A 23,303-nucleotide genomic window follows, 5' to 3' on the forward strand; every position below is an offset into this window, starting at 1 on the left:
TGATGCCGGCCGAGATTGACCTGACCACCCACGTCGAGCTGCCCCGGGCCGAGCTGCCGCAGGCCGAGCCCAGTGTCATCGTGATCTTCGGCGCCACCGGCGATCTCACCCGGCGCAAGCTGATTCCGGCGCTGTTTCATCTGGCCCTGGAGGGCTGCCTGGACCCCGGTGTGCGGGTGCTCGGCATTGGCCGCGACGATCTCGATGACGCGGGCTTCCGCGATCTGCTCGCCGACGCCGTCGACGGCTCTGCCGAGATCAGAGCATTGGACAGGTCTGCCTGGGCGGACTTCGCCGAGCGGCTGCACTTTTTGCAGGGGGACTTCACTACGCCAGATACTTATCGGCGCCTCGGTGACGCGCTGGCGCAGCAGCCCGCAGGCAACCGCCTGTTCTATTTGGCCACCCCGCCATCACTGGCACCGCAGATCATCCGCGAGCTGGCCGCGAGCGGGCTCAACGCGGAAGAGCACGGGTTCTCCCGGGTCATCCTCGAGAAGCCGTTCGGCCACGATTTGGCATCGGCACAGTCCCTCAACGCCGTCGTCGCCGAGGCATTCAACGAGTCGCAGGTCTACCGCATCGATCACTACCTGGGTAAGGAGACGGTCCAGAATATCCTCTTCTTCCGCTTCAGCAATGCGCTGTTCGAGCCCTTGTGGAACCGCAGCCACGTCGACTATGTCGAGATCACCGCCGCCGAGCCCCTCGGCGTCGGCCACCGCGCCGGCTACTACCAAGAGTCCGGCGCCCTGCGCGACATGGTGGCCAACCATCTGCTGCAGCTGCTGGCGCTCACCGCGATGGAGGCGCCAGTGGCCTTCGATGCCGATGCCGTGCGCGACAAAAAAATCGAGGTCTGGCGCAGCATCGCGCCGATGTCGGCGGAGCAGGTGGCCGAGCGCACCGTGCGCGCCCAGTATGCCCCCGGCCGGGTGGAGGGCGCCGAGGTCGCCGGCTGGCGCGAGGAGCCTCGGGTGCCCGCGGATTCCCGCACCGAGACCTTCGCCGCGCTCGAGCTGCACATCGACAACTGGCGCTGGGCCGGCGTGCCCTTCTATTTGCGCACGGGCAAGCGCCTCGCCCGGCAGGTGACCGAGATCGCGGTGCACTTCCGCCATCCGCCCATGCGGCTGTTCCCGCAGGAGGAGGCGCTCACGGCCAATGTGATCGTGCTGCGCATCCAGCCCGATGAGGCCATCAGCCTCGCCTTCGGGGTCAAGCAGCCCGGTGGGGAGCGACGCGCCGTGCCGGTCTCTATGGACTTCTGCTACAGCGGCGCTTTCGGTGCCAATCCGCCCTCGGCGTATGCCGTGCTGCTGCTGGATGCGCTGCGCGGTGACCCGACCCTGTTCACCCGGCGCGATGGCGTGGCGGCGCAATGGCGGCTGATCACGCCGATCCTAGAGGCCTGGGCCGCCGACGCCGACTCGCCGCTGCCCACCTATGCAGCGGGCAGCGACGGCCCCGCGGCGGCCGACGCTCTATTGGCCCGTAACGGCCATGGCTGGCGCGCCATCGCCGACAACCTCGGCGCCTGCGCGCGCTGATGCCGGCCTGCCGGCCAATGCCGCTTCCGACGAGACGCTTCGGGCTTGAAATGACGCGGCGCCGGCGGGGGTCTGGGTGGATGAGTGCAGGAGACGCCGGTTGCCCCGCACCGACGCCAAGACTTTCCACAAAGCGAATGTCGGCGTGCGCATCCTGGAGCTGGTGCCGGGCCGGTCTCCACCGAGGTGGACGCCCGCCTCTCCTTCGACACCGACGCCACCATCGCCCGAGCGATGCAGATCATGGGCCTTTACGATGCCGCCGGCATCGGCAAGGAGCGCATCCTGATCAAGATCGCCGCCACCTGGGAGGGCATTCGCAACTTCGCCGCCGACTCGGTGCGCCTGGAGCGCTTCGCCTTCGAGACCTGTACCCATTGTCGTTGAGCCTGCGTGCCCCGCCCGCCGGGGCGACGTCACGACCCGTCAGCGAGGTTGACCATGTCGCGCAAACCGCTTGCCTCCACGCTGCTGTGGGCGGTCCTGATCCTGACAGCGCCGCTCACGGTGCAGCCCGAGGTGACGACGCCGGGGGATGCAGCGCCGGCCATCGGCGGCTACAGCCCGGTGTCCTACTTCACCGTTGGGCGCCCGGAGAAGGGCTCGCCGAGATACACCGGCACCCATGAAGGCAAGGTCTACTGGCTCACCAGCGCGGAGCAGGTGCAGCGCTTCGAGGCCGATCCGGACACCTATGCTCCGGTGTTCCCGGACCACTGCCCGTACAGCCTGTCCTTGGGTCGCTCCGTGGCCATCGATCCGCGGAATTTTCTGATCATGGGCGACAACCTGCTCTTGTTCCACGCCAGTGCCGAGATGGACACCATCGCTCGGGAGCTGGAGGCCGAGGGACCGGACAAGATGCTGGACCGAGCCCGCTCGAATCTGATGCGCATGCGTTTCTGAGGGCAGGTGTCCGGACGCCTGTGCCCGTCGTTCAGGGGCCGTCCACCAACCGTCCGCGCGCCACAGGCGCTGGTTCCACAGGCGTTTCGAGCGTGACCGGCGGTTCGTTTGCCAGGTTTATGCTCAAGACTTTGGCGTGCGGTGCCGGCGCGGCTCCCGGATGCCATCGGACGGGGATTTCGCGGGCACTCGGACGTTTTGCGTCCTCGCTCTCGGCGTCTTCCACTTTTGCGCGCGTCTGTTGTCGCTTATATTGTTCGACACGCTCACGTAGGCGCCCAGCCATCCATGCGAGTCATCTCAAAACGCCCGATCCGGAAATTTTGGACGCGGCATCCCGAGTCTCAGCCCGCATTGCAGGAGTGGTACCGTCGCCTGCGCCAGTGCACCGCTGCATCCTTCCCGGAGCTGCGGCAGACCTTCGGATCGGCGGAATACGTGGATGGCTACGTGATCTTCGATGTAGGCGGCAACAAGTATCGGATCGCGGCGGTGATCCACTTCGACAAGCAGCGGGCCTATGTGCGGGATGTCATGACCCATGCCGACTATGACCGTAATCGATGGAGGTGCAAATGAACGTAGTGCTCGATGTTGAAAAGATGGTGCCGGCCTGGCTGACGCTGAAGTCCTTGGCACCCGTAGCGCACATAGAGTCCGAGGCGGACTATGAGCGAGCCACGGCTTTTCTGAACGAGCTGCTGGACGAGGTACGGGATGATGCCGAGCATCCGCTGTACTCGCTCGTTGCGGTTGTCGGCGATCTGATCGAGGCCTACGAGGTCGAGCACGAGCCACGGTAGTCCACGAGACCGACGCCGGCAGCGGGCTGTATCTGCACCCGGAGACCATCGGCGCCGGCAAGCCCGGCGTGGACTATGCGCGGCTGATGCTGGAGCCCGGCGACGGCACGGTCACCAAGGCATCCCTGCTGGCGCGCAACGTCCTCGACCCGCTGGTGCCGCGCCACCCCTGGAGCTTCTTCCCGCTGGACTACCCGCTCATGCTCTGCGCCGAGCACAGCGCGCTGACCGGGAACCTGTTCTTCCAAGACAACCTGCTGCACTTTCTGCTGCATCGGGGCTGATCTCCTCGCCAGACAATGTCTCAAATCTCGTCTCGCGGCCTATCCTCGAAGAGACGAGAGGTGGAAGTCAGAAACTCGTTGTGCAAATCCACCGTGTCGCGCTGTCCAATCGCATCGAAATGCTCACCGAGCCAGTCAGCCATCTGCTCGCGACCTCTGTCGCGAAGCTTGGTCAAGAATTCCCAGTCGGAACTGAACTTGCTGGCCACCGAAAACTCGCACAGCGCCTTGTCGGCTCGCACCGAGTGGACGAGGACATCCTTGAAATGCGCTTTGTACTCGTCCTTGACCATATCGTGCTCCACGAGCTTCTTCACGAACGCAATCGCCCGCATTTCCTTGAGCAGCGAGGAGTTGAAGCTGATCTCGTTGAGACGGTTCATGATGTCCGGTGCCTGCCTCGGGGTTTCCTGACGTGCGACTGGATTGATGTGGACGATGATCACGTCCCGGCTTTCCGTGTCGTAATACAAAGGAAAAAGCGCAGGATTGCCCACGTAGCCCCCGTCCCAGAAATCCTCGCCGTTCACCGTGACCGCTTTGAACAAGAACGGCAAGCAGGCCGACGCCATCGCTACGTCGATACTCATGTCCTTGGCCTCGAATACGCGCACCTTGCCACTTGCCACATGTGTGGCGCTGATGAACAGCTTTACGCACTCGCAGCGGCGAAGCTCATCGAAATCGATAGCTTCAAGCAGCACGTCCCGAAGCGGATTGATGTCAAAAGGATTAAACTGATAGGGTGAGAATGTGCGGGTTAGCGAGTCGAAAAACACGTAGGCTAGGGAGTGTTCCATGCCGCGGCCGAGCCAACTCTCCCAGGGCAGTAGCCTGACCGGATTGTGCGTCTGCCCGGAGCGGTGGATATTCCACCAGAAATCGTGCAGCGCCTGCCGTGCGCGCTCCGGGCCGCCTAGATGCATGCCATAAGCCAACGCGCAAGCGTTCATGGTGCCTGCACTGGTGGCACAAACGCCCTCGACGGCCAAGCGCCCGTCTTCCAAGAGCTTGTCCAAGACGCCCCAGGCGAATGCGCCATGCGCACCCCCGCCTTGCAGCGCAAGGTTGACGGTCTTTTGTGCTGTTGCCATCGTAGAGCCTACTCGGGTTGGGTCTCGATCAATCTGTCGACCGGCGGCGTTGGACCCGCTGCCGCGCGTCAGCGCTCGATGCAGTCATGATCGACGTTCGGGGTGCATGAGGGGCGGCAGCGTAGGGCATCGCGGAAGGTCATGCGTCACCTGCCGGCCGGTCGAGATAGTCATACAGCACGCGTCCGTATGGCAACGTCAGATCGGCGACGAAATGCATTCCGGCTATGGTTTCACGAACCGGCAGATCGGCGACGGGTGCATTCACGTGCGGCACCAGATGGAGTCGCGCCGGCCCCGACCAGGCGCCTTTGACCGTGATGTCCACCAGGTTGTAGGCGACCAGTTGCGCAACGGCAGCACTGCCATCGACCTGTGGAATCCATTTCATGTTGACTTGCGTCTTGGCCATTTTTTTCGCAATGGTGTCGACGCAGGCCGTACAGACGGTCTCGCCCTTCAGGTCGTAGGTGGTGTGTTCCTGCTTGTAGCGCATGGTACCGAGCGCGACACGCTCGCCCGCGTAATCCAGCGTGCCGGTCAGCGTGTCCTGGCGAACGGCCAGGGTAGGTTGCGCCAGTTTCTTTGGAAACCCCCAAATCTCTCGACCGCCGGAGATCGGTGATTCGATATCCAGATACATTTGGGAAGTAAAGTTAACCGCTTCGCCGTCGTATCGGGCCGGAATCACGGTGCCGCTTTCCGTGTAGCTGCCGAAGCCGGAGCTGTCCGGCATCTTGATGAACTCGTAGAGCACCAGATCAGAGCCGTCCGGCTCCAAGGGCTCGGGCAGTTGCGCCCGGATTGCGGCAGGGTCGGACAGATAGGTGATGATCAGATACTCGCGGTTAATGAAACGATAAGGTCCACGCGGGTAGCTCGGTGAAGCCAGGGGCATGGACGGGAGGTCGAGCACATCGGCTTGCTGCATGATGACTGCTCCTGGTTGATGATCCGGCCCCAGCCCGCTTGTTTCATCGAGGGGATCGCGGCGCGGATGGTGTGGAAGGCCGACGACAGGTTGATGGCCAGGATGGCGTCCCATTTCTCCGGAGGGAATCCCTCCACGGGCGCAACGTGCTGAATCCCGGCATTGTTAACCAGGATGTCGAGCTGACCGAATTCCTCGACGATGCTGTCCATCATAGCCGCAATCGCCTCGGGCTTGCTCATGTCAGCCCCGTGGTAGACGGCCTTCACCCCGTGGGCTTCCAGACCCGCCCGCTCTTCATCGATGGCAGTGGCATCGCCGAAGCCGTTGATGACGACATTGATGCCGGCCTCGGCGAAGCCCTTGGCAATCCCTAAGCCGATGCCGCTGGTCGAGCCGGTGACGAGTGCGGTTTTTCCTCCGAGGGTCATAGGGCGTACTCCTAGAGATAGGTATGAGTGGTAGGCAAAACATACCGAGCAGTGACCAGTGCCAGCGGTTCTACATTTCGCTCGCACACGATTAGTGCGCGAATAACAAGCTCGCAGACAACGAGTCTCTGCCGAGCAAAACGGCGGCCACTCGCCAATATTGCTTGGCTTGCTCACCTTAATGGGCATACAGAACGGTGCCGATGAGCTAGTTGGTCGCACGACAGCTACTGGAGCAGCCCGGGCGCGTAGAGCGCCTGTGCATGGGGCAGCCGCTGGCGGGGGCGAGCTGTGCGGCTGTGAGCGCCGGCGGCGGATCGCGCACGCCGCGGCGGGTGAAAGGATGTCCCGCCTGGACGGGTCTCCGAAGGCGAGCGCGGCAGCTGACGACCCGCTTGCCGATGCAGCCCAACCTCCCCCCAGTTTGAGGAGCAGTTTGATGCAGATCGCGATGATCGGTTTAGGGCGCATGGGCGCCAACATGGTCCGGCGTCTGGTGCGTGGTGGACACCACTGCGTTGTTTATGACCTGGATGCCGAAGCCGTAGCGGCACTCGCCCAGGAGCACGGCGTCGAGGGGGCGAGCTCGCTGGCGGAGCTGGCGGACAAGTGCGAGAGGCCGCGCAGCCTGTGGCTGATGGTGCCCGCCGGGTCGGCGGTGGATGCGACGTTGGACGCGCTGGGGCCGCATCTGAGCGAGGGAGATATCGTCGTCGACGGCGGCAATTCGTACTTCAAGGACGACATCCGCCGCGCCGAGCGGCTCTTGGAGCGAGGGGTGCTCTACATGGATGCCGGCACTAGCGGCGGCGTTTGGGGCCTGGACCGCGGTTATTGCCTGATGGTGGGCGGCGCAGACGAAGCATTCCGCCAGCTGGAGCCGGCCTTGGCGACCCTTGCTCCTGGTACCGGAGACACCGAGCGCACTCCCGGCCGTGATGGCGAGGCCGATTCGTCGGAGCGGGGCTATCTCCACTGCGGCCCGATTGGTGCCGGACACTTCGTCAAGATGGTCCACAACGGTATCGAGTATGGCCTGATGCAGGCCTACGCCGAGGGGCTGGATATCTTGCGTGGCGCTCGCGGGCAGGAGGTGCCTGCCGGTCAGCGCTATGACTTCGACATCGCCCGCATCACCGAGGTCTGGCGCCGCGGCAGCGTCGTCGGTTCCTGGCTGCTGGATCTCACGGCTGCTGCGCTGCTGCGTGACGGCGACCTCCAGGGTTATTCAGGCTTTGTCGAAGACTCCGGCGAAGGTCGCTGGACCATCCAGACCGCCGTCGAAGAGGCCGTGCCGGCGGATGTGCTGTCGGCGGCGCTCTACACCCGTTTCCGCTCCCGTCAGGACCACACGTTCGCGGAGAAGGTGCTCTCTGCCATGCGTCAGCAGTTTGGCGGCCATGTCGAACAGTCGACCGCTTGAGCATTCTGCTCGGTCCGTCTTCTGCTGCAGAGCCGGTGGCGCTGCGCCGATGCGATGGCGCCGACGGCGAGCCTATGCCAACCCGTGATACGACAAACACCCCCGGAGCCATCATGAGCAAGCTCGAAGCCCTGCGTGCGATCACGCCCGTCGTCGCCGACACCGGCGACATCGCCTCCATCGAGACCTACCGCCCCATCGATGCCACCACCAATCCCTCGCTGCTGCTGAAGGCGGCCCAGCTGCCGCAGTATCAGCCCTTGGTCGACGATGCCGTGGAATACGGTAAGCGTCGCAGCGACGACAGCGCCGAGCAGAGCCGCCTGATGATGGACCGCCTCGCGGTGAATGTCGGCGTGCGCATCCTGGAGCTGGTGCCGGGGCGGGTCTCCACCGAGGTGGATGCCCGCCTCTCCTTCGATACCGACGCCACCATCGCCCGCGCGATGCAGATCATGGGCCTTTACGATGCCGCCGGCATCGGCAAGGAGCGCATCCTGATCAAGATCGCCGCCACCTGGGAGGGCATTCGCGCCGCGGAGGTGCTGGAGCGCGAGGGCATCCATTGCAACCTGACGCTGATGTTCGGCTTCGCGCAGGCGGTGGCCTGCGCCGAGGCCGGGGTGACGCTCATCTCGCCCTTCGTCGGGCGCATCTTCGATTGGTACAAAGAGCACGATGGGGTCGAGGCCTACGCCCCCGACGACGACCCTGGGGTTCGCTCGGTGCGGCGCATCTACGACTACTACAAGCGCCACGGCTATGAGACGACCGTCATGGGTGCGAGCTTCCGCAACACCGATCAGATCCTGGCCCTGGCCGGCTGCGACCTGCTCACCATTGCGCCGGGACTGATGGACGAGCTCGCAGAGACCGAAGGCGAGGTCCCGCGCAAGCTCGACCCCAAAACCGCCGCCGAGCAGGGCGAGCCCCGGCTCTCACTCGACGAGCCGGCCTTCCGCTGGGCGCTCAACGACGACGCCATGGCCACCGAGAAGCTCGCCGAGGGCATTCGCAACTTCGCCGCCGACTCGGTGCGCCTGGAGCGCTTCGCCTTCGAGACCTGTACCCATTGTCGTTGAGCCTGCGTGCCCCGCCCGCCGAGGCGACGTCACGACCCGTCAGCGAGGTTGACCATGTCGCGCAAACCGCTTGCGTCCACGCTGCTGTGGGCGGTCCTGATCCTGACAGCGCCGCTCGCGGTGCAGCCCGAGGTGACGACGCCGGGGGACGCAGCGCCGGCCATCGGCGGCTACAGCCCGGTGTCCTACTTCACCGTTGGGCGCCCGGAGAAGGGGTCGCCGAGATACACCAGCACCCATGCAGGCAAGGTCTACTGGCTCACCAGCGCGGAGCAGGTGCAGCGCTTCGAGGCCGATCCGGACACCTATGCCCCGGTGTTCCCGGACCACTGCCCGTACAGCCTGTCCTTGGGTCGCGCCGTGGCCATCGATCCGCGGAATTTTCTGATCATGGGCGACAACCTGCTCTTGTTCCACGACAGTGCCGAGATGGACACCATCGCTCGGGAGCTGGAGGCCGAGGGAACGGACAAGATGCTGGACCGGGCCCGCTCGAATCTGATGCGCATGCAGTTTTGAGCCCAGGCTGTGGCGCCCGCGGCGAGCATGTACCGCCTGGCCTTGCTTGCGGCCCGTCTGCTGGCGATCGCCGCCGCCGCGGCGGCGATCGCCGGCTGCGCCCGGCTGGATAAGCCCGACCTGGAGCGCCTGTACGCCAGCACCACCGGTGCCGACGATCAGCCGCCGGTGGTGGTCATTCCCGGCCTCATGGGCACCCGGCTGCAGGACGCGCGCGGTCGCGAGGTCTGGATCGGCTCGCTGCGCCGGGCCTTGTGGTCGCGCTATGACGACCTGGCCCTGAAGCTCGACCCGAAGACCCTGACGCCCGCGCCCGACGGCATCCGCCCAACCGGCATCACGGATTCCTTCGCCGGCCGGGATTTCTACGCCTCGATTATCCGCACGCTGGAGGAAGCCGGCGGCTACCACCGCGCCGAGCCCGGCGCACCGCCGTCCGCGGCGCGCAGCTACTACGTCTTCACCTACGACTGGCGGCAAGACAACGTCGAGACCGTGCGCCGCCTGGACCAATTCATCGAGCAGATTCGCCGCGACCACGGCGGCGACGTGCCGGTGGACATCATCGCCCACTCCATGGGCGGCCTGATCACGCGCTATTACCTGCGCTACGGTCCCAAGGACGTGACCTTGGACAACCGCTTTCCGGTCAACTTCCACGGCGAAGACCGGGTGCGGCGGGTGGTGCTGCTGGGCACACCGAACTTGGGCTCGGTGGAGTCATTGAAGGCGTTCATCGCCGGGCGCCGGCTCGGGCTGCGGCGCGTGCCGCCGGAAGTGCTCGTGACCTTCCCGAGCTTCTATCAGCTGTTTCCGCACCCGATCAACGACTGGCTGCTGGATGCCGCCGGCGAGCCCCTGGACCTGGACCCGTTCGACCTCGAAGTCTGGCAGCGCTTCGAGTGGTCTATCTTCGACCCGGAGGTGCGCGCGCGCATCCGTGAGCGCTTCGACGACCCGGCGGCCGCCGACGCGCGGCTGGCACTGCTGGAGCGTTGGTTTCACAAGTATCTGGAGCGCGGCCGGCGCTTCGTCTGGTCGCTGACCGTCGAGATGGACCGCTCGCCGTGGCAACTGGTGGTATTCGGCGGCGATTGCGAGCTGACGCCGGCGCGGCTGGTGGTGCATGAGACCGATGCCGGCAGCGGGCTGTATCTGCACCCGGAGACCATCGGCACCGGCAAGCCCGGCGTGGACTATGCGCGGCTGATGCTGGAGCCCGGCGACGGCACGGTCACCAAGGCATCCCTGCTGGCGCGCAACGTCCTCGACCCGCTGGTGCCGCGCCACCCCTGGAGCTTCTTCCCGCTGGACTACCCGCTCATGCTCTGCGCCGAGCACAGCGCGCTGACCGGGAACCTGTTCTTCCAAGACAACCTGCTGCACTTTCTGCTGCATCGGGACTGATCTCCTCGCCAGACCCGGCCGCGCAGATCGGGGAAAGAAATCATGCGCGGAGGGGGTCTAGGCGGGTGAATCCACCCGACCGCCCGGTTCCGGCAGCGTGCATCGCCGCGCAGGGGCCGTGGCCGGCATTGCTGATCCGGACCATCCCATGCGCGCAGCCGAGCTAGTCGTCGAATGCCTGGAGAACGAGGGGGTCGAGTACATCTTCGGCATCCCGGGCGAGGAGAACCTCGACCTGATGGATGCGCTGATCGACAGCCCCATCCGCTTCATCACCGTTCGTCATGAGCAGGGTGCGGCCTTCATGGCCGATGTCTATGGCCGCCTCACCGGGCGCCCCGGCGTTTGCCTCGGCACCCTGGGGCCGGGCGCTACCAATCTCATCACCGGCGTGGCCGACGCCAATCTGGACCGCGCGCCGGTGGTGGCCATCGCCGGGCAGGGCTCCACGCACCGCTTACATAAGGAGAGCCATCAGATCGTCGACTTGGTGAATCTGTTCGTGCCCATCACCAAGTACGCGACCTCGGTGCGCGAGCCCGAGGTCATCCCGGAGATCATCCGCAAGGCATTCAAGGTGGCCAAGACCGAGAAGCCGGGCGCGACCTTCATCGAGCTGCCGGAGAACATCGCCGCCGAGGAGGTCGCCGAAGGGACACCCCTGCCGGTGCAGGACCCGCTTCCGCCCTGGCCGGCGGCGGACCGCCTCGCCGAGGTCGCGGCGCTCATCGCCGCGGCCGAGCGGCCCCTGGTGCTGGCCGGCAACGGGGTGATACGCGCCGGCGCCGCCGCGGAGCTGGACGCCTTCGCCACGACGCTGAGCATCCCGGTGGCCATGACCTTCATGGCCAAGGGCGTGATTCCTCGCAGCCATCCGATGTCGCTCGGCACCGTCGGACTATCGGGCAATGACCTCATCGCCTGCGGCTTCGGGCGCGCCGACCTGGTGCTCTGCGTGGGCTACGACATGGTCGAGTACCACCCGGAGCGCTGGCACCGCGACCCCGAGCAGAAGGTGATTCACGTGGGCCAGCTGCCGGCGGAGGTGGACGCCCATTACAGCCTGGCGGCCGGTCTCGTCGGCGACATCGGCGCCGCCTTATCGAGCCTCACCGAGCGCCTGACGCCGCGGGCGGACAACTGGGCGGCGGCCCTCAACCGCGCCATCCAGGATGAGAATCAGGAGCATGCCGGTGACGACGGTTTCCCAGTGAAGCCGCAGAAGATCCTCTGGGACCTGCGTCAGGTGCTGGCGCCCAAGGACATCCTCATCTCCGATGTCGGTGCGCACAAGATGTGGATCGCGCGCATGTGGCAGGCGCAGGCCCCCAACACCTGCATCATCTCCAACGGCTTTGCCTCCATGGGCATCGGGGTACCCGGCGCGCTGGCAGCCAAGCTGGCGCATCCAGAGCGGCAGGTGGTCAGCATCACGGGCGATGCCGGCTTCTTGATGAACTCCCAGGAGATCGAGACCGCGCTGCGCCTTGGCCTCAGCTTCGTGGTGCTGATCTGGAACGACGCCGCCTACGGGCTCATCAAGTGGCACCAGGACCGCCGCTTCGGCCGCGACACCCAGATCGGCTTCAACAATCCGGATTTCGTCCAGTACGCGGAGAGCTTCGGCGCACGCGGCTACCGCGTTGAAGCGGCGGGGGCGCTGATGTCGGTGCTAGAAGAGGCCCTGCACTGCGGCACCGTCGCCGTCGTGGACTGCCCGGTGGACTACGCCGAGAACATGCGGCTCACCGAGCGCCTGGCGGCCCTGACCTGTCCGGTCTGAGCCCGGCGGCGGCCGCGGGCGCGGCGCCTTGGACCAAGCACACTGCGAGGACCGATGCGATGTCGGACGATCATCACACCCAGCGTCTTGCCGAGCCGGTGCCGCCGGCCGGTCGGCTCGAGGTGCAGAACCCTTTCGATCTCAAGCCCATTGCCAGCGTCGACACCCTCGACCGACGCGGCGTCGAGGCGGCCTTGGCAACGGCGCATGCGCTCTTTCGCGAGCGCGACGCCTGGCTGAGCGCGCATGAGCGCGGCGCCATCCTGCACCGCACGGCCGCGGCCATGCAGCGCGATGCCGACCGGCTCGCGGCGCTCATCGCCCGCGAGGGGGGCAAGCCGCTGGTGGACGCGCAGGTGGAGGTCGCGCGCGCCATCGACGGCGTGCACAACTGCGCCGAGGTGCTGCGCAGCGACGGCGGCCGCGAGGTGCCCATGACCGCCAGCGCGGCCGCCGCCGGCAGGCTCGCCTTCACCACGCACGAGCCCATCGGCCCGGTGGTCGCCATCAGCGCCTTCAATCACCCGCTGAATCTGATCGTGCACCAGGTCGGTCCGGCCGTCGCCGCCGGCTGTCCGGTTGTGGTCAAGCCCGCCGAGGACACGCCGCTGTCGTGCTTCGCCTTCATCGATCTGCTGCGCGAGGCGGGCCTGCCGGCCGGCTGGGCGCAGGCGCTGGTCACCGACGGCCCCGAGACCGCCGAGGTCCTGGCCACCGACCCGCGCGTAGCTTTCCTCAGCTTCATCGGCAGTGCGCGTGTGGGCTGGCATTTGCGCTCGCGGCTGGCACCCGGCACCCGCTGCGCGCTGGAGCACGGCGGTGCGGCACCGGTGCTGGTGGATGGCGACATGGACCCGGCCGATGTGGTGCCGGCGCTCGCCAAGGGCGGCTTCTACCATGCCGGCCAGGTCTGTGTGTCCGTGCAGCGGGTCTTTGCCCCGCGCAGCCTTGCCGAGCCCCTGGCGCAGGCCCTGGCCGAGGCCGCCGCGGCGCTGCGCGTGGATGATCCAAGCCTCGCCGACACCGCCGTCGGGCCATTGATCCGGCCGGCCGAGGTGGATCGCATCGATGACTGGGTGCGCACGGCGCTCAGCGGCAGGGCGCGGCTGCTCGCGGGCGGCGAGCCGCTGGGGCGGACCTGCTATGCGCCGACGGTGCTGTTCGACCCACCCGCCGATGCGAGGGTCAGCAGGCAGGAGATCTTCGGCCCAGTGATCTGCGTCTATCCCTATGACGACGCGGACAGCGCCATCGCGGCGGCCAACGATCTGCCGTTCGCGTTTCAGGCCGCGATATTCACGCACAGCTTGGACTTTGCGCTGCATGCGGCTCAGCGGCTGGATGCCTCGGCCGTCATGGTCAACGACCACACCGCCTTCCGCACCGACTGGATGCCCTTCGCCGGGCTGCGCGAGTCCGGGCTCGGCACCGGCGGCATCCCCTACAGCTTCGCCGACATGCGCACCGAGAAGCTGATCGTCTTCAAGTCCTAGCGCCGCCGGAGACCCCAGCCATGCTCACCGATACCTCGTACTTTCTGTTGACGTCGCTCCAGGTGATGTCGGCCCTGTTCATTTTCGTCATCGGCGTCGGCGCGCTCTGGACGGTCTATGCATTCATCGTTGACAGCACCCAGAAGAAGCGCGCCGTGCTGCGCAACTACCCGGTGATCGGGCGCTTTCGCTATCTCTTCGAGCGCCTTGGGGAGTTCTTTCGGCAATACTTCTTTGCCATGGACCGCGAGGAGCTGCCCTTCAACCGCGCCCAGCGCACCTGGGTCTACCGCGCCGCCAAGAACACCGACAACACCGTCGCCTTCGGCTCCACCCGCAACATCGCCACGCCGGGGCAGGTGATGTTCGTGAACTGCCCGTTCCCGACCCTCGGCGAGGACGCGGTGCCGGCGGAGCCGCTCACCATCGGTCCGCACACCCGCCACCCCTACACTACCGCCGCGCTCTATCACATCTCGGGCATGAGCTATGGCGCCATCTCCCGCCCGGCGCTGGAGGCCCTCGGCGCGGGTGCGGCCAAGGCCGGCTGTTGGCTCAACACCGGCGAGGGCGGCCTGTCGCCGCTGCATCTGGAGAGCGGCTGCGACCTGGTGTTCCAGATCGGCACGGCCAAGTACGGCGTGCGCGACCTGGCAGGCAACCTGAGCGACGAGCGGTTGCGGGAGGTGGCCGAGCATCCACAGGTGCGCATGCTCGAGCTCAAGCTGAGCCAGGGTGCCAAGCCCGGCAAGGGCGGCATCCTGCCGGGCGCCAAGGTTACCGACGAGATCGCAGCCATCCGCGGCATTGCTGTCGGCCAGGACAGCATCAGCCCGAACCGCCACCCGGACGTGGGCAGCACCGAGGAGCTGCTGGACCTCATCGCCCGGGTGCGCGGCGTCTCCGGCAAGCCCGTGGGCTTCAAGACCGTCATCGGCGCCTACGGCTGGCTGGACGAGCTGTTCGAGGCCGTGCACCGACGCGGTCCGGCGTCGGCGCCGGATTTCATCACCCTGGACGGTGCCGACGGCGGCACCGGCGCCTCGCCCATGCCGCTGATCGACGACATGGGGCTGCCGCTGCGCGTCAGCCTGCCGCTGCTGGTGGACAAGCTCGACGAGCACGGCCTGCGCGAGCGCGTGCGCGTGATCGCCTCCGGCAAGCTCATCACCCCCGCCGACGTGGCCTGGGCGCTTTGTGTCGGCGCCGACTTCGTCTGCTCGGCCCGGGGCTTCATGTTCGCGCTGGGCTGCATCCAGGCCCTGCAATGCAACAAGAACACCTGCCCCACCGGCATCACCACCCACAACCCCAAGCTCCAGAAGGGCCTGCACCCACCCACCAAGGCCGAGCGCGTGGCCGCCTATGCGCAGAACGTCACCGAGGAAGTCGGCACCATCGCCCATGCCTGCGGCGTGCGCAGCCCGCGCGAGCTGCGACGCTTCCACGCGCAGGTGGTGCAGCCGAACGGGCTGACCGTCGGGCTCGATGCGCTGTATCCGAAGCCGGTGCCGCGGTCCGCGGTTGCCCCCGGCCGGCTGCAGCTCGCCGACACCGCGTGCCGGGAGGGGCAGCCCGCGTAAGGCCTGCGCGCCGAGACCGCTCCCGTGGCGAAGTTGGCAACCGGCCGGTGGATCGACGTAGCACATCCGCTGGCGCTGGCGCTGGCATGGGCGGTTGCGTGTCGCGCATGCGCCCCACAAGGGAGAACAATATCTCGCGCACAGAAGAGAAGAAGTTAAGTGCTGACGATCAGGCCCGGCAGCGCGACCCGTAGGGTGGACGAGCGCAGCGAAGTCCACCCAGTGCCCCTCCCAATTCGGTGGACTGCGCTTCGCTTGTCCACCCTCCAGGCTGCGGGATTCAAGTGGCAGGAGCTGCGATCTTATTCGTCCAGCGGCACCTTGAGCAAATCGAGGAAAAAGCTCAGGGACATGAACAGGTCCATGACGCTCGCCAGCTCCACCAAATTGCTCCTCGATCTGGCGGAACAGTGCGGCCAGCTCGGGTTCGGTCGCCGCCGCGGGCTCCACCAGGCGGACGCGCGCCGTTGCGGGAACGTCGTCCGCGATCATGATGCCGACCCCCTGGGCACGAGCCGTTCACAGCAGCTTGGTTTCGGCTGCACGGCGTTGGCGCCTACCCGTGCACGAGGTGGTGGCGCGTGCGTGTCATACAGGTACCACTTGCTGCCGACATCAGCGCGGAGGCGCTGCCAAAGCGCGTCCTGCTGGTGCCAACGCAGTGCCGACGTGACGGTGCCGCGGAAGCGATCGAGGCAGGGGTTGAGGGTCTGTGACATGAATGGGGCCCTGTGGAAGTCCATGATCATTGCCATTGTCTGCGCAGCCGTGCAGACCTCGGCCGGCCCAGCAGGCGCAGCGCCGTAGGTCACGATTGCCGGGCAGGCGTCGGCCGGCACCCCTTGGGACGCCGACAAGCAAGAGCCAATTCGCACGGGTCAGGGACAGTGGTCAGGGGCAGCGGTCAGGCGCATCGCGGACCTCCCGAGACGGTGGATGGATGTACCGCACTCTGACCGGGGGCGGACCGACCTTCTTTCGGCCTGAAAGAAACCGCCGTAGGGGGCGGTCGCTGCTGTTGGGGAGATGGCGCTGATGGGTCGTCCCCGCCCCCACGGGAGACGTCAATCAATCGGCGTTGCCCTAGGCAGGCCGCGCTCGTCAGCGGCCGCAAAGTCCCGCAGCGGTAGCCGATTGCCGGTGCCGCCCCGCGCCGCCGAGGATGATGCGCCATGCTCCGCAGCGGCGCGGTTTGGCTCCTTCCCGAGACCCCTGATGAGAGGCAGCAGCCTTGATGCGTGAAGCGCCAACCCCAGCCGCCTCCAGGAACGCCATCGAAGACTACGCCATCATCGGCGACTGCCGCTCGGCGGCCCTGATCTCGCGCGAGGGCTCCATCGATTGGCTGTGCTGGCCGCGCTTCGACAGCCCCTCGTTGTTCGCGGCCATCCTCGATCAAGACAAGGGCGGGCGCTTTTCGGTGCGCCCGGTGGCTCCGGCCAGGATCACCCGCCGCTACCTCGGCGAGACCAATGTCCTTGAGACGACCTTCGTCACCGACGGCGGTGTGCTGCGCCTCACCGACCTGATGCCCGTGACCTCGGAGGCCGATAAGCGCCGCAGCATGTGGGCGAGCCACCAGATCCTGCGGCGTGTCGAATGCATCGAAGGCGCCGTGGACATTGAGATCCGGTGCGATCCGCGCCCGAGCTACGGTCGCGAGAGTTGCCGACTCAAGGACCGGGGCGCGTTGGGGCTCTACTTCGAGAAGCAGGGTCGGGCCTTCGTTCTGCGCAGCGAGATCCCACTGCGGCTCTCCCGCACGGAGGAAGGCGTCCGGCAGCGCCACCGCTTGCAAGCCGGCGACCGTCATCACCTCTCGGCCGTCTACAGCGAGCGCGAGCCGTCCTTTGTGCCGCCCCTTGGCGAGGAAGCGGAGCGGCGCATTGGTCTCACGCTGGACTGGTGGCGCGCCTGGTCCGCGCGCTGCACCTACGAGGGTCCGCACCGGGATGCGGTGGTGCGCAGCGCCCTGGTGCTGAAGCTGCTGGCCTACGCGCCTTCCGGGGCGATTATCGCCGCGCCCACCACCTCGCTGCCGGAGTGGCGCGGCGGCACGCGCAATTGGGATTATCGCTTCTGCTGGCTGCGGGATGCTTCGCTGACCCTGCGCGCCCTCTTCGATCTGGGCTTTCCGGAAGAGGCCCTGGCTTTCCTCCATTGGCTGACGCACTCCACCCGGCTCACCTGGCCGGATTTGCAGATCCTCTACGACGTTCACGGGGAAACGGAGCTTGCCGAGGAAGAGCTGACGGCACTATCGGGCTTTGCCGACTCTCGACCGGTGCGCATCGGCAACCAGGCGTCCGATCAGTTCCAGCTCGACATCTACGGGGAGGTGATCGATGCCGCCTATGCGTTTGTGCGTCAAGGCGGGCGTCTGACCGCCGCCACAGCGCGGCTCTTGGTGGGCTTCGGCAAGACCGTGTGCCGGCGCTGGCGCGAGCCCGACGAGGGTATCTGGGAGGTGCGCGCGGGCCGCCGGCATCACACCTACTCCAAGGCAATGTGCTGGGTGGCCCTGGACCGATTGTTGCGGCTGCACCAGGCCGGCAAGCTGCGGGCGCCGGTCGAGTGGTTCGAGCGCGAGCGCGATGCGCTGCGCGCGGAGATCGACGCCCGGGGCTTCAATCAACGGCTCGGCAGCTATGTCAGCGTCTACGAGGGCGATGAGCTCGACGCCAGCCTGCTGCTGCTGGCGCGTCATGGCTTCATCGAGCCGCACTCGCAGCGGGCGCGGGGCACCCGCGACGCGATCATCGAGGCGCTGGGCAGCAACGGGCTGCTATACCGCTACCTGGGCATTGACGACGGACTCCCGGGGGACGAAGGCGCCTTCGGCATATGCAGCTTCTGGGCCGTGGACGCCTATGCCCTGGCCGGGGAGCTTCAGGCCGGGGAGGCGCTGTTCGAGCGTGTCCTCGGCTATGCCAACGACCTGGGCTTGTTCGCCGAGGAGATCGATCCCGCGGACGGCTCGGCGCTGGGCAACTTTCCGCAGGCATTCACCCATGTCGGACTCATCGATGCTGCACTGTCGCTGGCAGGCGCCCGTCGCGACAACGGGGAGCATCACCAGACACGAGCGAGCGGTTGATGAACATTCCCGAAATCCTGCTCTGGGGCTTTGCAGCGACACTGCTCCTCACCACCCTGATGGCGGCGGCCCAAGGCCTGGGCCTGTCGCGCATGAGCATCCCCTATATGCTCGGCACGATTTTTACGCCAGAGTACGACCGGGCGTTGGTGATCGGCTTTCTGCTGCACTTTGCGAGCGGCTGGCTCTTCGCCCTGTTCTACGCGCTGGTGTTCGAGAGCCTGTGCCGAGCGGGCTGGCTGCTGGGCGGCGGCATCGGTCTGCTGCAGGCCCTGGTCGTGCTGATCACCCTCATGCCCATTGCGCCGAGCCTGCATCCGCGTATGGCGAGCGAGCACCGCGGACCGGAGCCGACCCGGGCCCTGGAGCCACCCGGCTTCTTGGCCCTCAACTACGGCCGGCGCACGCCGCTGGTCACCATCGCCGCTCATGCGCTCTACGGTGCGCTGCTGGGTGGCCTGTATCAGCCGCTTTGCGCGTAACGACAATGCCTTTGGCGTAGACGGGTATCCCGGCCTCCCCCGCCTGCGTGAATCCGCCGAAGGACGACGGCACGACAGCGGGGCCGCTCTGCGGCAGAATCGGCCCCGTGAAAGGCCTGGGCTCACTTCGCAACGCCATTTTGCTGTTCGTCCTGCTGCCGGTGCTCGGCGTCTTGGTCGGCGTCGGCATGCTCGGCCTGCGCGGACTCGAAGAGCAGATGACCCGGCGCCTTCAGGACGATATCGAGCTGGTTGCGCGCTCGATCCGGCTTCCCATCGCGGCGGCAATGGTGCGTGGCGATACGGAAGCGGTCCAGGAGGCGCTGGACTCGGTCTTTTTGATCGACCAGGTCTTCGGCGCCTATGTCTACGACAGCGCCGGCGAGCGCGTGGCAACCAGCGGGCCGCGCAGCCCCCTGCTGGAGCGCCGGCGCGACGCCCGCGCCGTTGCCGAGGAGGGGACGCAGGGCAGCTTTGAAGAGCGGCGCGGCCGCGAGGTCTTTTCGTTCTTCCTGCCCCTGTCGGATGCAGCAGGACGGGTGGTGGGCCTGCTCCAGGTCACGCGCGATCTCTCCCGGTTTCAAGACTATATCGCGCGCCTGCGGTGGGTAGGCGGCATGGCGATTGCTTTCTTGGCGGTGGTCTTCGTGCTGGTCGTACTCCTTGGGCACCATCGCGCGGTCGGCCGTCACGTGCGTGCGCTGACGGGAGCGATGCAGCCGATCGGCACGGGGGAGCCGGGGCTGCGCGTTCCCGAGCAGGGACCGGATGAGCTGCGGCGCCTGGGTGTCGGCATCAACGCGATGATCGGCCGCTGGGAGGCATCCGAGCAGCACCTGCACGAGCAGCGACAACGCGAGGCCGAGCTGGAGCGCGAGCTGCGGCAATCCGAGAAGCTGGCCGCGATCGGGCGCCTGGCCGCGGGGCTGGCGCACGAGCTGGGCACCCCGCTCGGCAGCGTCGCCGGGCGCGCCCAGCGCGCAGCGCGCAGCCTGCCGGATGCGTCGCCCGCCAGGGCCGAGCTGTCGCGGCTGTTGACAGAGCTGGGGCGGGTCGAAACCACCGTCCGGGAGCTGCTCGATTTCGCGCGTCAGGGTCCCTTGAGGCGGCGCCGCGTGGAGCTGTTGCCCCTCATCGAGGACGTGGTGGCGCGCTCCTTGAGCGCGTCGCCGCGCCCCGATCTGCACGTCGCCGTGGAGATGTCCGACGCCCTGTCCGGCCTCGAGGTCGAGGTCGATCCGCTGCGGCTGGAGCAGGCGCTGGGCAATTTGCTCGACAATGCGCTGCAGGCGGCGCAGCGCCGGGTCCGGATCAGCGCCGAGCCGGAGCCCGAGCAGCTGCGCCTGCGTGTGGAAGACGACGGCCCGGGGATTGCGCAAGCCGATGTCGAGCGCCTCTTCGAGCCCTTCTTCACCACCAAGCCGGCCGGCCAGGGCACCGGGCTCGGGCTCGCGGTGGCGCGGGCGGCCGTGGCCGAGCATGGCGGCACACTGTGGCTCGAGCACCCGGGGGCGCCGGGCGCGTGCTTCCTGATCCGCTTGCCGCTGTTCGAGCCGGCCCCGACGGACGCTGAGCGAGGAGGTTCGCAGCGTGAGCGCTGAGCCCGAGACGACGCCCGCGGAGCGGCCCGCCATCTTGGTGGTGGAGGACGACGACGGCTATCGGGCGCTCCTGATCGAGGAGCTCGAAGATGCCGGGTACCGGCTCACCGGCGTCGCCGATGCGGCAGCGGCGCGCGCGGAGCTCGCCAGCCGAAGCGCCGCGCTTGTGCTGAGCGATCTGCGCCTGCCGGGTGAAGACGGGCTCGCGCTGCTGGAGGCGACACGTGCGCTGACGCCTCGGCCGGGATTCATCATGCTGACCGGCTTTGGCACCATTCGCCAAGCGGTGGCAGCGCTCAAGGCGGGTGCCGACGACTTCCTCACCAAGCCCATCGATCTGGAGCACCTGCGCCTCGCGGTGGCGCGGGTGCTGGAAACCCGGCAGCTGCAGGCCGAGGTAGCGCGCTATCGGGAAGTCCTCGCGGGCGGGCAATTCCACGGCATGCTCGGCAAGAGTCCGGCGATGCGCGCGCTCTACGATCTGATCCGTCGCATTGCCCCATCCGACAGCAGCGTGTTGATCACCGGCGAGTCCGGAACCGGCAAAGAGCTGGTCGCGCGGGCCTTGCACGCCGAGAGCGCGCGCGCCGCGGCGCCGTTCGTCGCCGTCAACTGTGCCGGCATCCCGGAGGCGCTGCTCGAGTCGGAGCTGCTCGGCCATGCCGCCGGGGCTTTCAGCGGCGCTCGCGGCGCCCGCAAGGGGCTCTTCGTCGAGGCCGACGGCGGCACCCTGTTTCTCGACGAGATCGCCGAGATGCCGCCGGCGATGCAGACCAGGCTGCTGCGGCTGCTCCAGGACGGCCGGGTGCGGCCCGTCGGCGCCAATACCGAAATCGGGACCGATGTGCGCATCGTCGCCGCGACCCATCGCGAGCTCGGCGAGCGCATTGCCGAGGGGCATTTTCGCGAGGATCTGTATTACCGCCTTGAGACCTTCCGTATCCATGTGCCGTCGCTGCGCGAGCGGGGCGAAGACATTGCCGCCCTGCTGCAGCACTTCCTGCTGGCGCAGACAGCGGCGCGCGAGGGTCACGTCCGGCGCTTCGCGCCCGCAGCCTGGCGCGCCCTGCTGAGCTATCCCTACCCGGGCAATGTGCGCGAGCTGGCGAGCCTGGTCGAGCGTGCGGCGACCCTTGCGCCGACCCCCGAGATCGGCCTCGACGATCTGCCCGAGCGCGTGCGGGCGGAGGCCGACGCGCACCCGAGGTCGGGTGCGCTGGCAGCGCCGCCGCTGCCGGGCTCCGATGAGGACTGGGAGACGCTGGCGGCGGTGGAGGCCCGTTATATCCGATCCGTGCTCGAGTGGACCGAGGGCAATAAGCAGCGTGCGGCGAAGATCCTGGGGATCGGCCGCAAGACGCTCTACCGGAAGCTGGAGGAGCAGGGTCGGCATGATACGTAGCGCGATGACGCATGCGTCAAAATGATACGGTGCGGTGGCGATGCGAGCCGCCGCTGCTGCTCGAGCGCCGCGGCATAACCCTCTGACTGGGAAAGACGCATGCTGTCCTTCGGGGGCTTGGCACGGCACATGATTGGTTCGCGTCGCCATCCACGACAGCCCAATCCGGAGGCTCACTATGAAGACGACATTCGCGAAACCGGCCGCTGCAGCGACACTCGCTGCGCTCTTCGCTTTTGGCGGCGGCGTTTCCGCGCAGCAGCAAGGCACCGGCGGCGACCCGGCTGCGGGGGCCGGCGCGCAGCCGAGCGCGCCGGTGAATGTGGACGATGCGACGCTCTCGGAGTTTGCCGACGCCTACCTGTCGGTGCAGGAGATCAGGCAAGATCTGAGCGACAAGCTCGCCGAGGCCCCGGACAGGGCCGCCGCACAGACCATGCAGCGGGAGGCGCAGGACGAGATGGCCCAAGCCGTCAAAGACAGCGGTGTCTCGGTTCAGGAGTACAACGACATCGCCGTCGGCCTGCAGAATGACCCCCAGCTCGCGCAGCGCGTCAAGGAGGCCATTGACCAGGTCCGCTGACCGGGCGAGCGGCGCACGGCGGGCTTGGCGTCACTGCGATGGACGCGCAGGCCTGCCGTGCGGCGCGGATACAGGGCCTTTGCCCAGCGCCGCCGGCCCAGCCGGCCGGCGGCTCCCCCCTGATCAGGCAAGGCTGCCATGAATCTCCCCGCGAAGGTTATTGCGATGACCGATTGCAATCATCGAGCGATGCCCGCGGGCTGCATCGCGGCTGTGCTGGTGCTGTCCACCCCGCGACCTGGATCGCGACTGGTCATTGAGCAGCAGCTCTGATAGCCGCCTGCGCACCCCCTCCGGCCGATAAAAAGCTCAGGCAGGTCCACCGGCCGCATCAGGCTGATGATCCAGTCCGGCAGCGGCGTTTGCTCGCTGAAGCCACAGGCGACGCCGAGTCGCCTCCTGTGGCCCACCTCGATGAAGCTCGGCGCATCGAGGTCGTCGGCGCAGACAATGCCGCAGTAATCGTCGCGCTGGGCGCGTCGCAGGCGATCATCGAAGTCGTAAATGAACGCTTCCAAGGCCTTGGCATACGCCACTGTCCGGGGCAGGGCCCTGTCCGGGAGGGGATAGGTTGCTCCCGCCGCGGGCATCTGCGCGAAGCTGGTCCCACCGTAGCGCCGACATCAATGTGTCGCGGAAGCGGTGTAGCACGGGAGCGAGGGCTCTGGCATAAATCCGGTGTTAGCGGCTGAGCGAACCTGCGCATAAACGGTGAACAGTTTCGCGACGCCCGCCCGAGGGGCACGGGGTACTGGCTGCGAGGCTCGCTGCGAGGAGCAGGCTCAGAAGGGCATGTCGTCGTCGACCTCGAAGAGGTCGGGCTGGAAGTGATCCTGCTGTTCGCTGCGG

22 protein-coding genes are annotated in these 23,303 nt (G+C 67.1%); 18 read left to right on the forward strand and 4 right to left on the reverse strand.

Annotated features, from left to right (window positions below; translation table 11 throughout):
* Positions 1 to 2 precede the first annotated feature (2 nt).
* The 6 genes from zwf to CKO31_RS15650 all read left to right on the forward strand — a co-directional run bounded on the left by zwf (position 3) and on the right by CKO31_RS15650 (position 3,543).
* On the forward strand, positions 3 to 1,550 hold the full coding sequence (zwf, locus tag CKO31_RS15625; protein ID WP_200239312.1) for a glucose-6-phosphate dehydrogenase: 1,548 nt from the start codon (positions 3 to 5) through the stop codon (positions 1,548 to 1,550).
* A 186-nt stretch (positions 1,551 to 1,736) separates the two neighbouring features.
* Positions 1,737 to 1,937: a transaldolase family protein gene (locus CKO31_RS26875; RefSeq protein ID WP_438874014.1), complete on the forward strand. Its 201-nt coding sequence runs from the start codon at positions 1,737 to 1,739 to the stop codon at positions 1,935 to 1,937.
* Between the two features lie 54 nt (positions 1,938 to 1,991).
* Positions 1,992 to 2,456 carry a YHS domain-containing (seleno)protein gene (locus CKO31_RS15635; RefSeq protein WP_200239314.1) on the forward strand — a complete coding sequence of 155 codons (465 nt, stop codon included), beginning with the start codon at positions 1,992 to 1,994 and terminating at the stop codon, positions 2,454 to 2,456.
* Between the two features lie 354 nt (positions 2,457 to 2,810).
* The gene (locus CKO31_RS15640; RefSeq protein WP_242475408.1) at positions 2,811 to 3,035 is read left to right on the forward strand and encodes a type II toxin-antitoxin system HigB family toxin; all 225 of its coding nucleotides are present in this window, start codon (positions 2,811 to 2,813) and stop codon (positions 3,033 to 3,035) included.
* Positions 3,032 to 3,259, forward strand: coding sequence for a transcriptional regulator, XRE family protein (locus CKO31_RS15645; protein ID WP_200239319.1), 228 nt, complete (start codon positions 3,032 to 3,034; stop codon positions 3,257 to 3,259). Before CKO31_RS15640 ends, CKO31_RS15645 begins: the two co-directional genes overlap by 4 nt.
* A 68-nt stretch (positions 3,260 to 3,327) precedes the next feature.
* Entirely contained in the window at positions 3,328 to 3,543 is a 216-nt protein-coding gene (locus tag CKO31_RS15650; RefSeq protein WP_200239321.1) for a hypothetical protein, read from the forward strand.
* A gap of 20 nt (positions 3,544 to 3,563) precedes the next feature.
* On the opposite strand, the gene CKO31_RS15655 is transcribed toward CKO31_RS15650, so the two are convergent.
* The 3 genes from CKO31_RS15655 to CKO31_RS15665 form a co-directional block, all read right to left on the reverse strand.
* The gene (locus CKO31_RS15655; protein ID WP_200239324.1) at positions 3,564 to 4,637 is read right to left on the reverse strand and encodes a patatin-like phospholipase family protein; all 1,074 of its coding nucleotides are present in this window, start codon (positions 4,635 to 4,637) and stop codon (positions 3,564 to 3,566) included.
* Positions 4,638 to 4,776: 139 nt separating this feature from the next.
* Positions 4,777 to 5,568 carry an acetoacetate decarboxylase gene (locus CKO31_RS15660; protein ID WP_200239326.1) on the reverse strand — a complete coding sequence of 264 codons (792 nt, stop codon included), beginning with the start codon at positions 5,566 to 5,568 and terminating at the stop codon, positions 4,777 to 4,779.
* Entirely contained in the window at positions 5,472 to 5,999 is a 528-nt protein-coding gene (locus tag CKO31_RS15665; protein WP_200239328.1) for an SDR family NAD(P)-dependent oxidoreductase, read from the reverse strand. Before CKO31_RS15665 ends, CKO31_RS15660 begins: the two co-directional genes overlap by 97 nt.
* A gap of 439 nt (positions 6,000 to 6,438) precedes the next feature.
* Here CKO31_RS15665 and gnd point away from each other — a divergent pair, with 439 nt between their 5' ends.
* The 12 genes from gnd (at position 6,439) to CKO31_RS15725 (ending at position 22,454) form a co-directional block, all read left to right on the forward strand.
* Positions 6,439 to 7,422, forward strand: coding sequence for a phosphogluconate dehydrogenase (NAD(+)-dependent, decarboxylating) (gene gnd / locus CKO31_RS15670; RefSeq protein WP_200239358.1), 984 nt, complete (start codon positions 6,439 to 6,441; stop codon positions 7,420 to 7,422).
* Positions 7,423 to 7,535: 113 nt separating this feature from the next.
* Complete coding sequence (gene tal / locus CKO31_RS15675) at positions 7,536 to 8,504, forward strand: transaldolase (RefSeq protein WP_207148032.1); 969 nt, start codon at positions 7,536 to 7,538, stop codon at positions 8,502 to 8,504.
* A 54-nt stretch (positions 8,505 to 8,558) separates the two neighbouring features.
* Entirely contained in the window at positions 8,559 to 9,023 is a 465-nt protein-coding gene (locus CKO31_RS15680; protein ID WP_200239330.1) for a YHS domain-containing (seleno)protein, read from the forward strand.
* Between the two features lie 27 nt (positions 9,024 to 9,050).
* Positions 9,051 to 10,430 (forward strand): esterase/lipase family protein, encoded by a 1,380-nt coding sequence (locus tag CKO31_RS15685; RefSeq protein ID WP_200239332.1) that lies wholly within the window; start codon positions 9,051 to 9,053, stop codon positions 10,428 to 10,430.
* Positions 10,431 to 10,578: 148 nt separating this feature from the next.
* Positions 10,579 to 12,213 carry an acetolactate synthase large subunit gene (locus tag CKO31_RS15690; RefSeq protein ID WP_200239335.1) on the forward strand — a complete coding sequence of 545 codons (1,635 nt, stop codon included), beginning with the start codon at positions 10,579 to 10,581 and terminating at the stop codon, positions 12,211 to 12,213.
* A 59-nt stretch (positions 12,214 to 12,272) separates the two neighbouring features.
* Entirely contained in the window at positions 12,273 to 13,706 is a 1,434-nt protein-coding gene (locus CKO31_RS15695; RefSeq protein WP_200239336.1) for an aldehyde dehydrogenase family protein, read from the forward strand.
* A gap of 20 nt (positions 13,707 to 13,726) precedes the next feature.
* Entirely contained in the window at positions 13,727 to 15,289 is a 1,563-nt protein-coding gene (locus tag CKO31_RS15700) for an FMN-binding glutamate synthase family protein (protein ID WP_200239338.1), read from the forward strand.
* A gap of 1,234 nt (positions 15,290 to 16,523) precedes the next feature.
* Positions 16,524 to 18,386, forward strand: a complete 1,863-nt coding sequence (locus CKO31_RS15705) for a glycoside hydrolase family 15 protein (protein WP_200239340.1) — start codon at positions 16,524 to 16,526, stop codon at positions 18,384 to 18,386.
* A complete protein-coding gene (locus CKO31_RS15710; RefSeq protein WP_200239341.1) occupies positions 18,386 to 18,868 on the forward strand; it encodes a hypothetical protein in 483 nt (160 codons plus the stop codon). The genes CKO31_RS15705 and CKO31_RS15710 overlap by 1 nt, the downstream gene beginning before the upstream one ends.
* Positions 18,869 to 19,041: 173 nt before the next feature.
* The gene (locus CKO31_RS15715; protein ID WP_242475409.1) at positions 19,042 to 20,469 is read left to right on the forward strand and encodes a sensor histidine kinase; all 1,428 of its coding nucleotides are present in this window, start codon (positions 19,042 to 19,044) and stop codon (positions 20,467 to 20,469) included.
* Complete coding sequence (locus tag CKO31_RS15720; protein ID WP_200239343.1) at positions 20,459 to 21,871, forward strand: sigma-54-dependent transcriptional regulator; 1,413 nt, start codon at positions 20,459 to 20,461, stop codon at positions 21,869 to 21,871. Before CKO31_RS15715 ends, CKO31_RS15720 begins: the two co-directional genes overlap by 11 nt.
* A gap of 178 nt (positions 21,872 to 22,049) precedes the next feature.
* Entirely contained in the window at positions 22,050 to 22,454 is a 405-nt protein-coding gene (locus tag CKO31_RS15725; protein WP_200239345.1) for a DUF4168 domain-containing protein, read from the forward strand.
* 179 nt (positions 22,455 to 22,633) lie between these two features.
* On the opposite strand, the gene CKO31_RS15730 is transcribed toward CKO31_RS15725, so the two are convergent.
* A complete protein-coding gene (locus CKO31_RS15730) occupies positions 22,634 to 23,044 on the reverse strand; it encodes a hypothetical protein (RefSeq protein ID WP_200239347.1) in 411 nt (136 codons plus the stop codon).
* Positions 23,045 to 23,303: the final 259 nt, after the last annotated feature.

The sequence above is a fragment of the Thiohalocapsa halophila genome, assembly GCF_016583825.1.
GTDB classification, from domain to species: Bacteria; Pseudomonadota; Gammaproteobacteria; order Chromatiales; family Chromatiaceae; genus Thiohalocapsa; species Thiohalocapsa halophila.

Bases quoted from the DNA above. Each gene is read 5' to 3' on its own strand.
- gnd (WP_200239358.1), top strand. From the start codon at position 6,439: ATGCAGATCGCGATGATCGGTTTAGGGCGCATGGGCGCCAACATGGTC.
- CKO31_RS15645 (WP_200239319.1), top strand. From the start codon at position 3,032: ATGAACGTAGTGCTCGATGTTGAAAAGATGGTGCCGGCCTGGCTGACG.
- tal (WP_207148032.1), top strand. From the start codon at position 7,536: ATGAGCAAGCTCGAAGCCCTGCGTGCGATCACGCCCGTCGTCGCCGAC.
- CKO31_RS15690 (WP_200239335.1), top strand. From the start codon at position 10,579: ATGCGCGCAGCCGAGCTAGTCGTCGAATGCCTGGAGAACGAGGGGGTC.
- CKO31_RS15730 (WP_200239347.1), bottom strand. From the start codon at position 23,044: ATGCCCGCGGCGGGAGCAACCTATCCCCTCCCGGACAGGGCCCTGCCC.
- CKO31_RS15635 (WP_200239314.1), top strand. From the start codon at position 1,992: ATGTCGCGCAAACCGCTTGCCTCCACGCTGCTGTGGGCGGTCCTGATC.
- CKO31_RS15705 (WP_200239340.1), top strand. From the start codon at position 16,524: ATGCGTGAAGCGCCAACCCCAGCCGCCTCCAGGAACGCCATCGAAGAC.
- CKO31_RS15710 (WP_200239341.1), top strand. From the start codon at position 18,386: ATGAACATTCCCGAAATCCTGCTCTGGGGCTTTGCAGCGACACTGCTC.
- CKO31_RS15685 (WP_200239332.1), top strand. From the start codon at position 9,051: ATGTACCGCCTGGCCTTGCTTGCGGCCCGTCTGCTGGCGATCGCCGCC.
- CKO31_RS15680 (WP_200239330.1), top strand. From the start codon at position 8,559: ATGTCGCGCAAACCGCTTGCGTCCACGCTGCTGTGGGCGGTCCTGATC.
- CKO31_RS15695 (WP_200239336.1), top strand. From the start codon at position 12,273: ATGTCGGACGATCATCACACCCAGCGTCTTGCCGAGCCGGTGCCGCCG.
- CKO31_RS15725 (WP_200239345.1), top strand. From the start codon at position 22,050: ATGAAGACGACATTCGCGAAACCGGCCGCTGCAGCGACACTCGCTGCG.
- zwf (WP_200239312.1), top strand. From the start codon at position 3: ATGCCGGCCGAGATTGACCTGACCACCCACGTCGAGCTGCCCCGGGCC.
- CKO31_RS15660 (WP_200239326.1), bottom strand. From the start codon at position 5,568: ATGCAGCAAGCCGATGTGCTCGACCTCCCGTCCATGCCCCTGGCTTCA.
- CKO31_RS15700 (WP_200239338.1), top strand. From the start codon at position 13,727: ATGCTCACCGATACCTCGTACTTTCTGTTGACGTCGCTCCAGGTGATG.
- CKO31_RS15655 (WP_200239324.1), bottom strand. From the start codon at position 4,637: ATGGCAACAGCACAAAAGACCGTCAACCTTGCGCTGCAAGGCGGGGGT.
- CKO31_RS15665 (WP_200239328.1), bottom strand. From the start codon at position 5,999: ATGACCCTCGGAGGAAAAACCGCACTCGTCACCGGCTCGACCAGCGGC.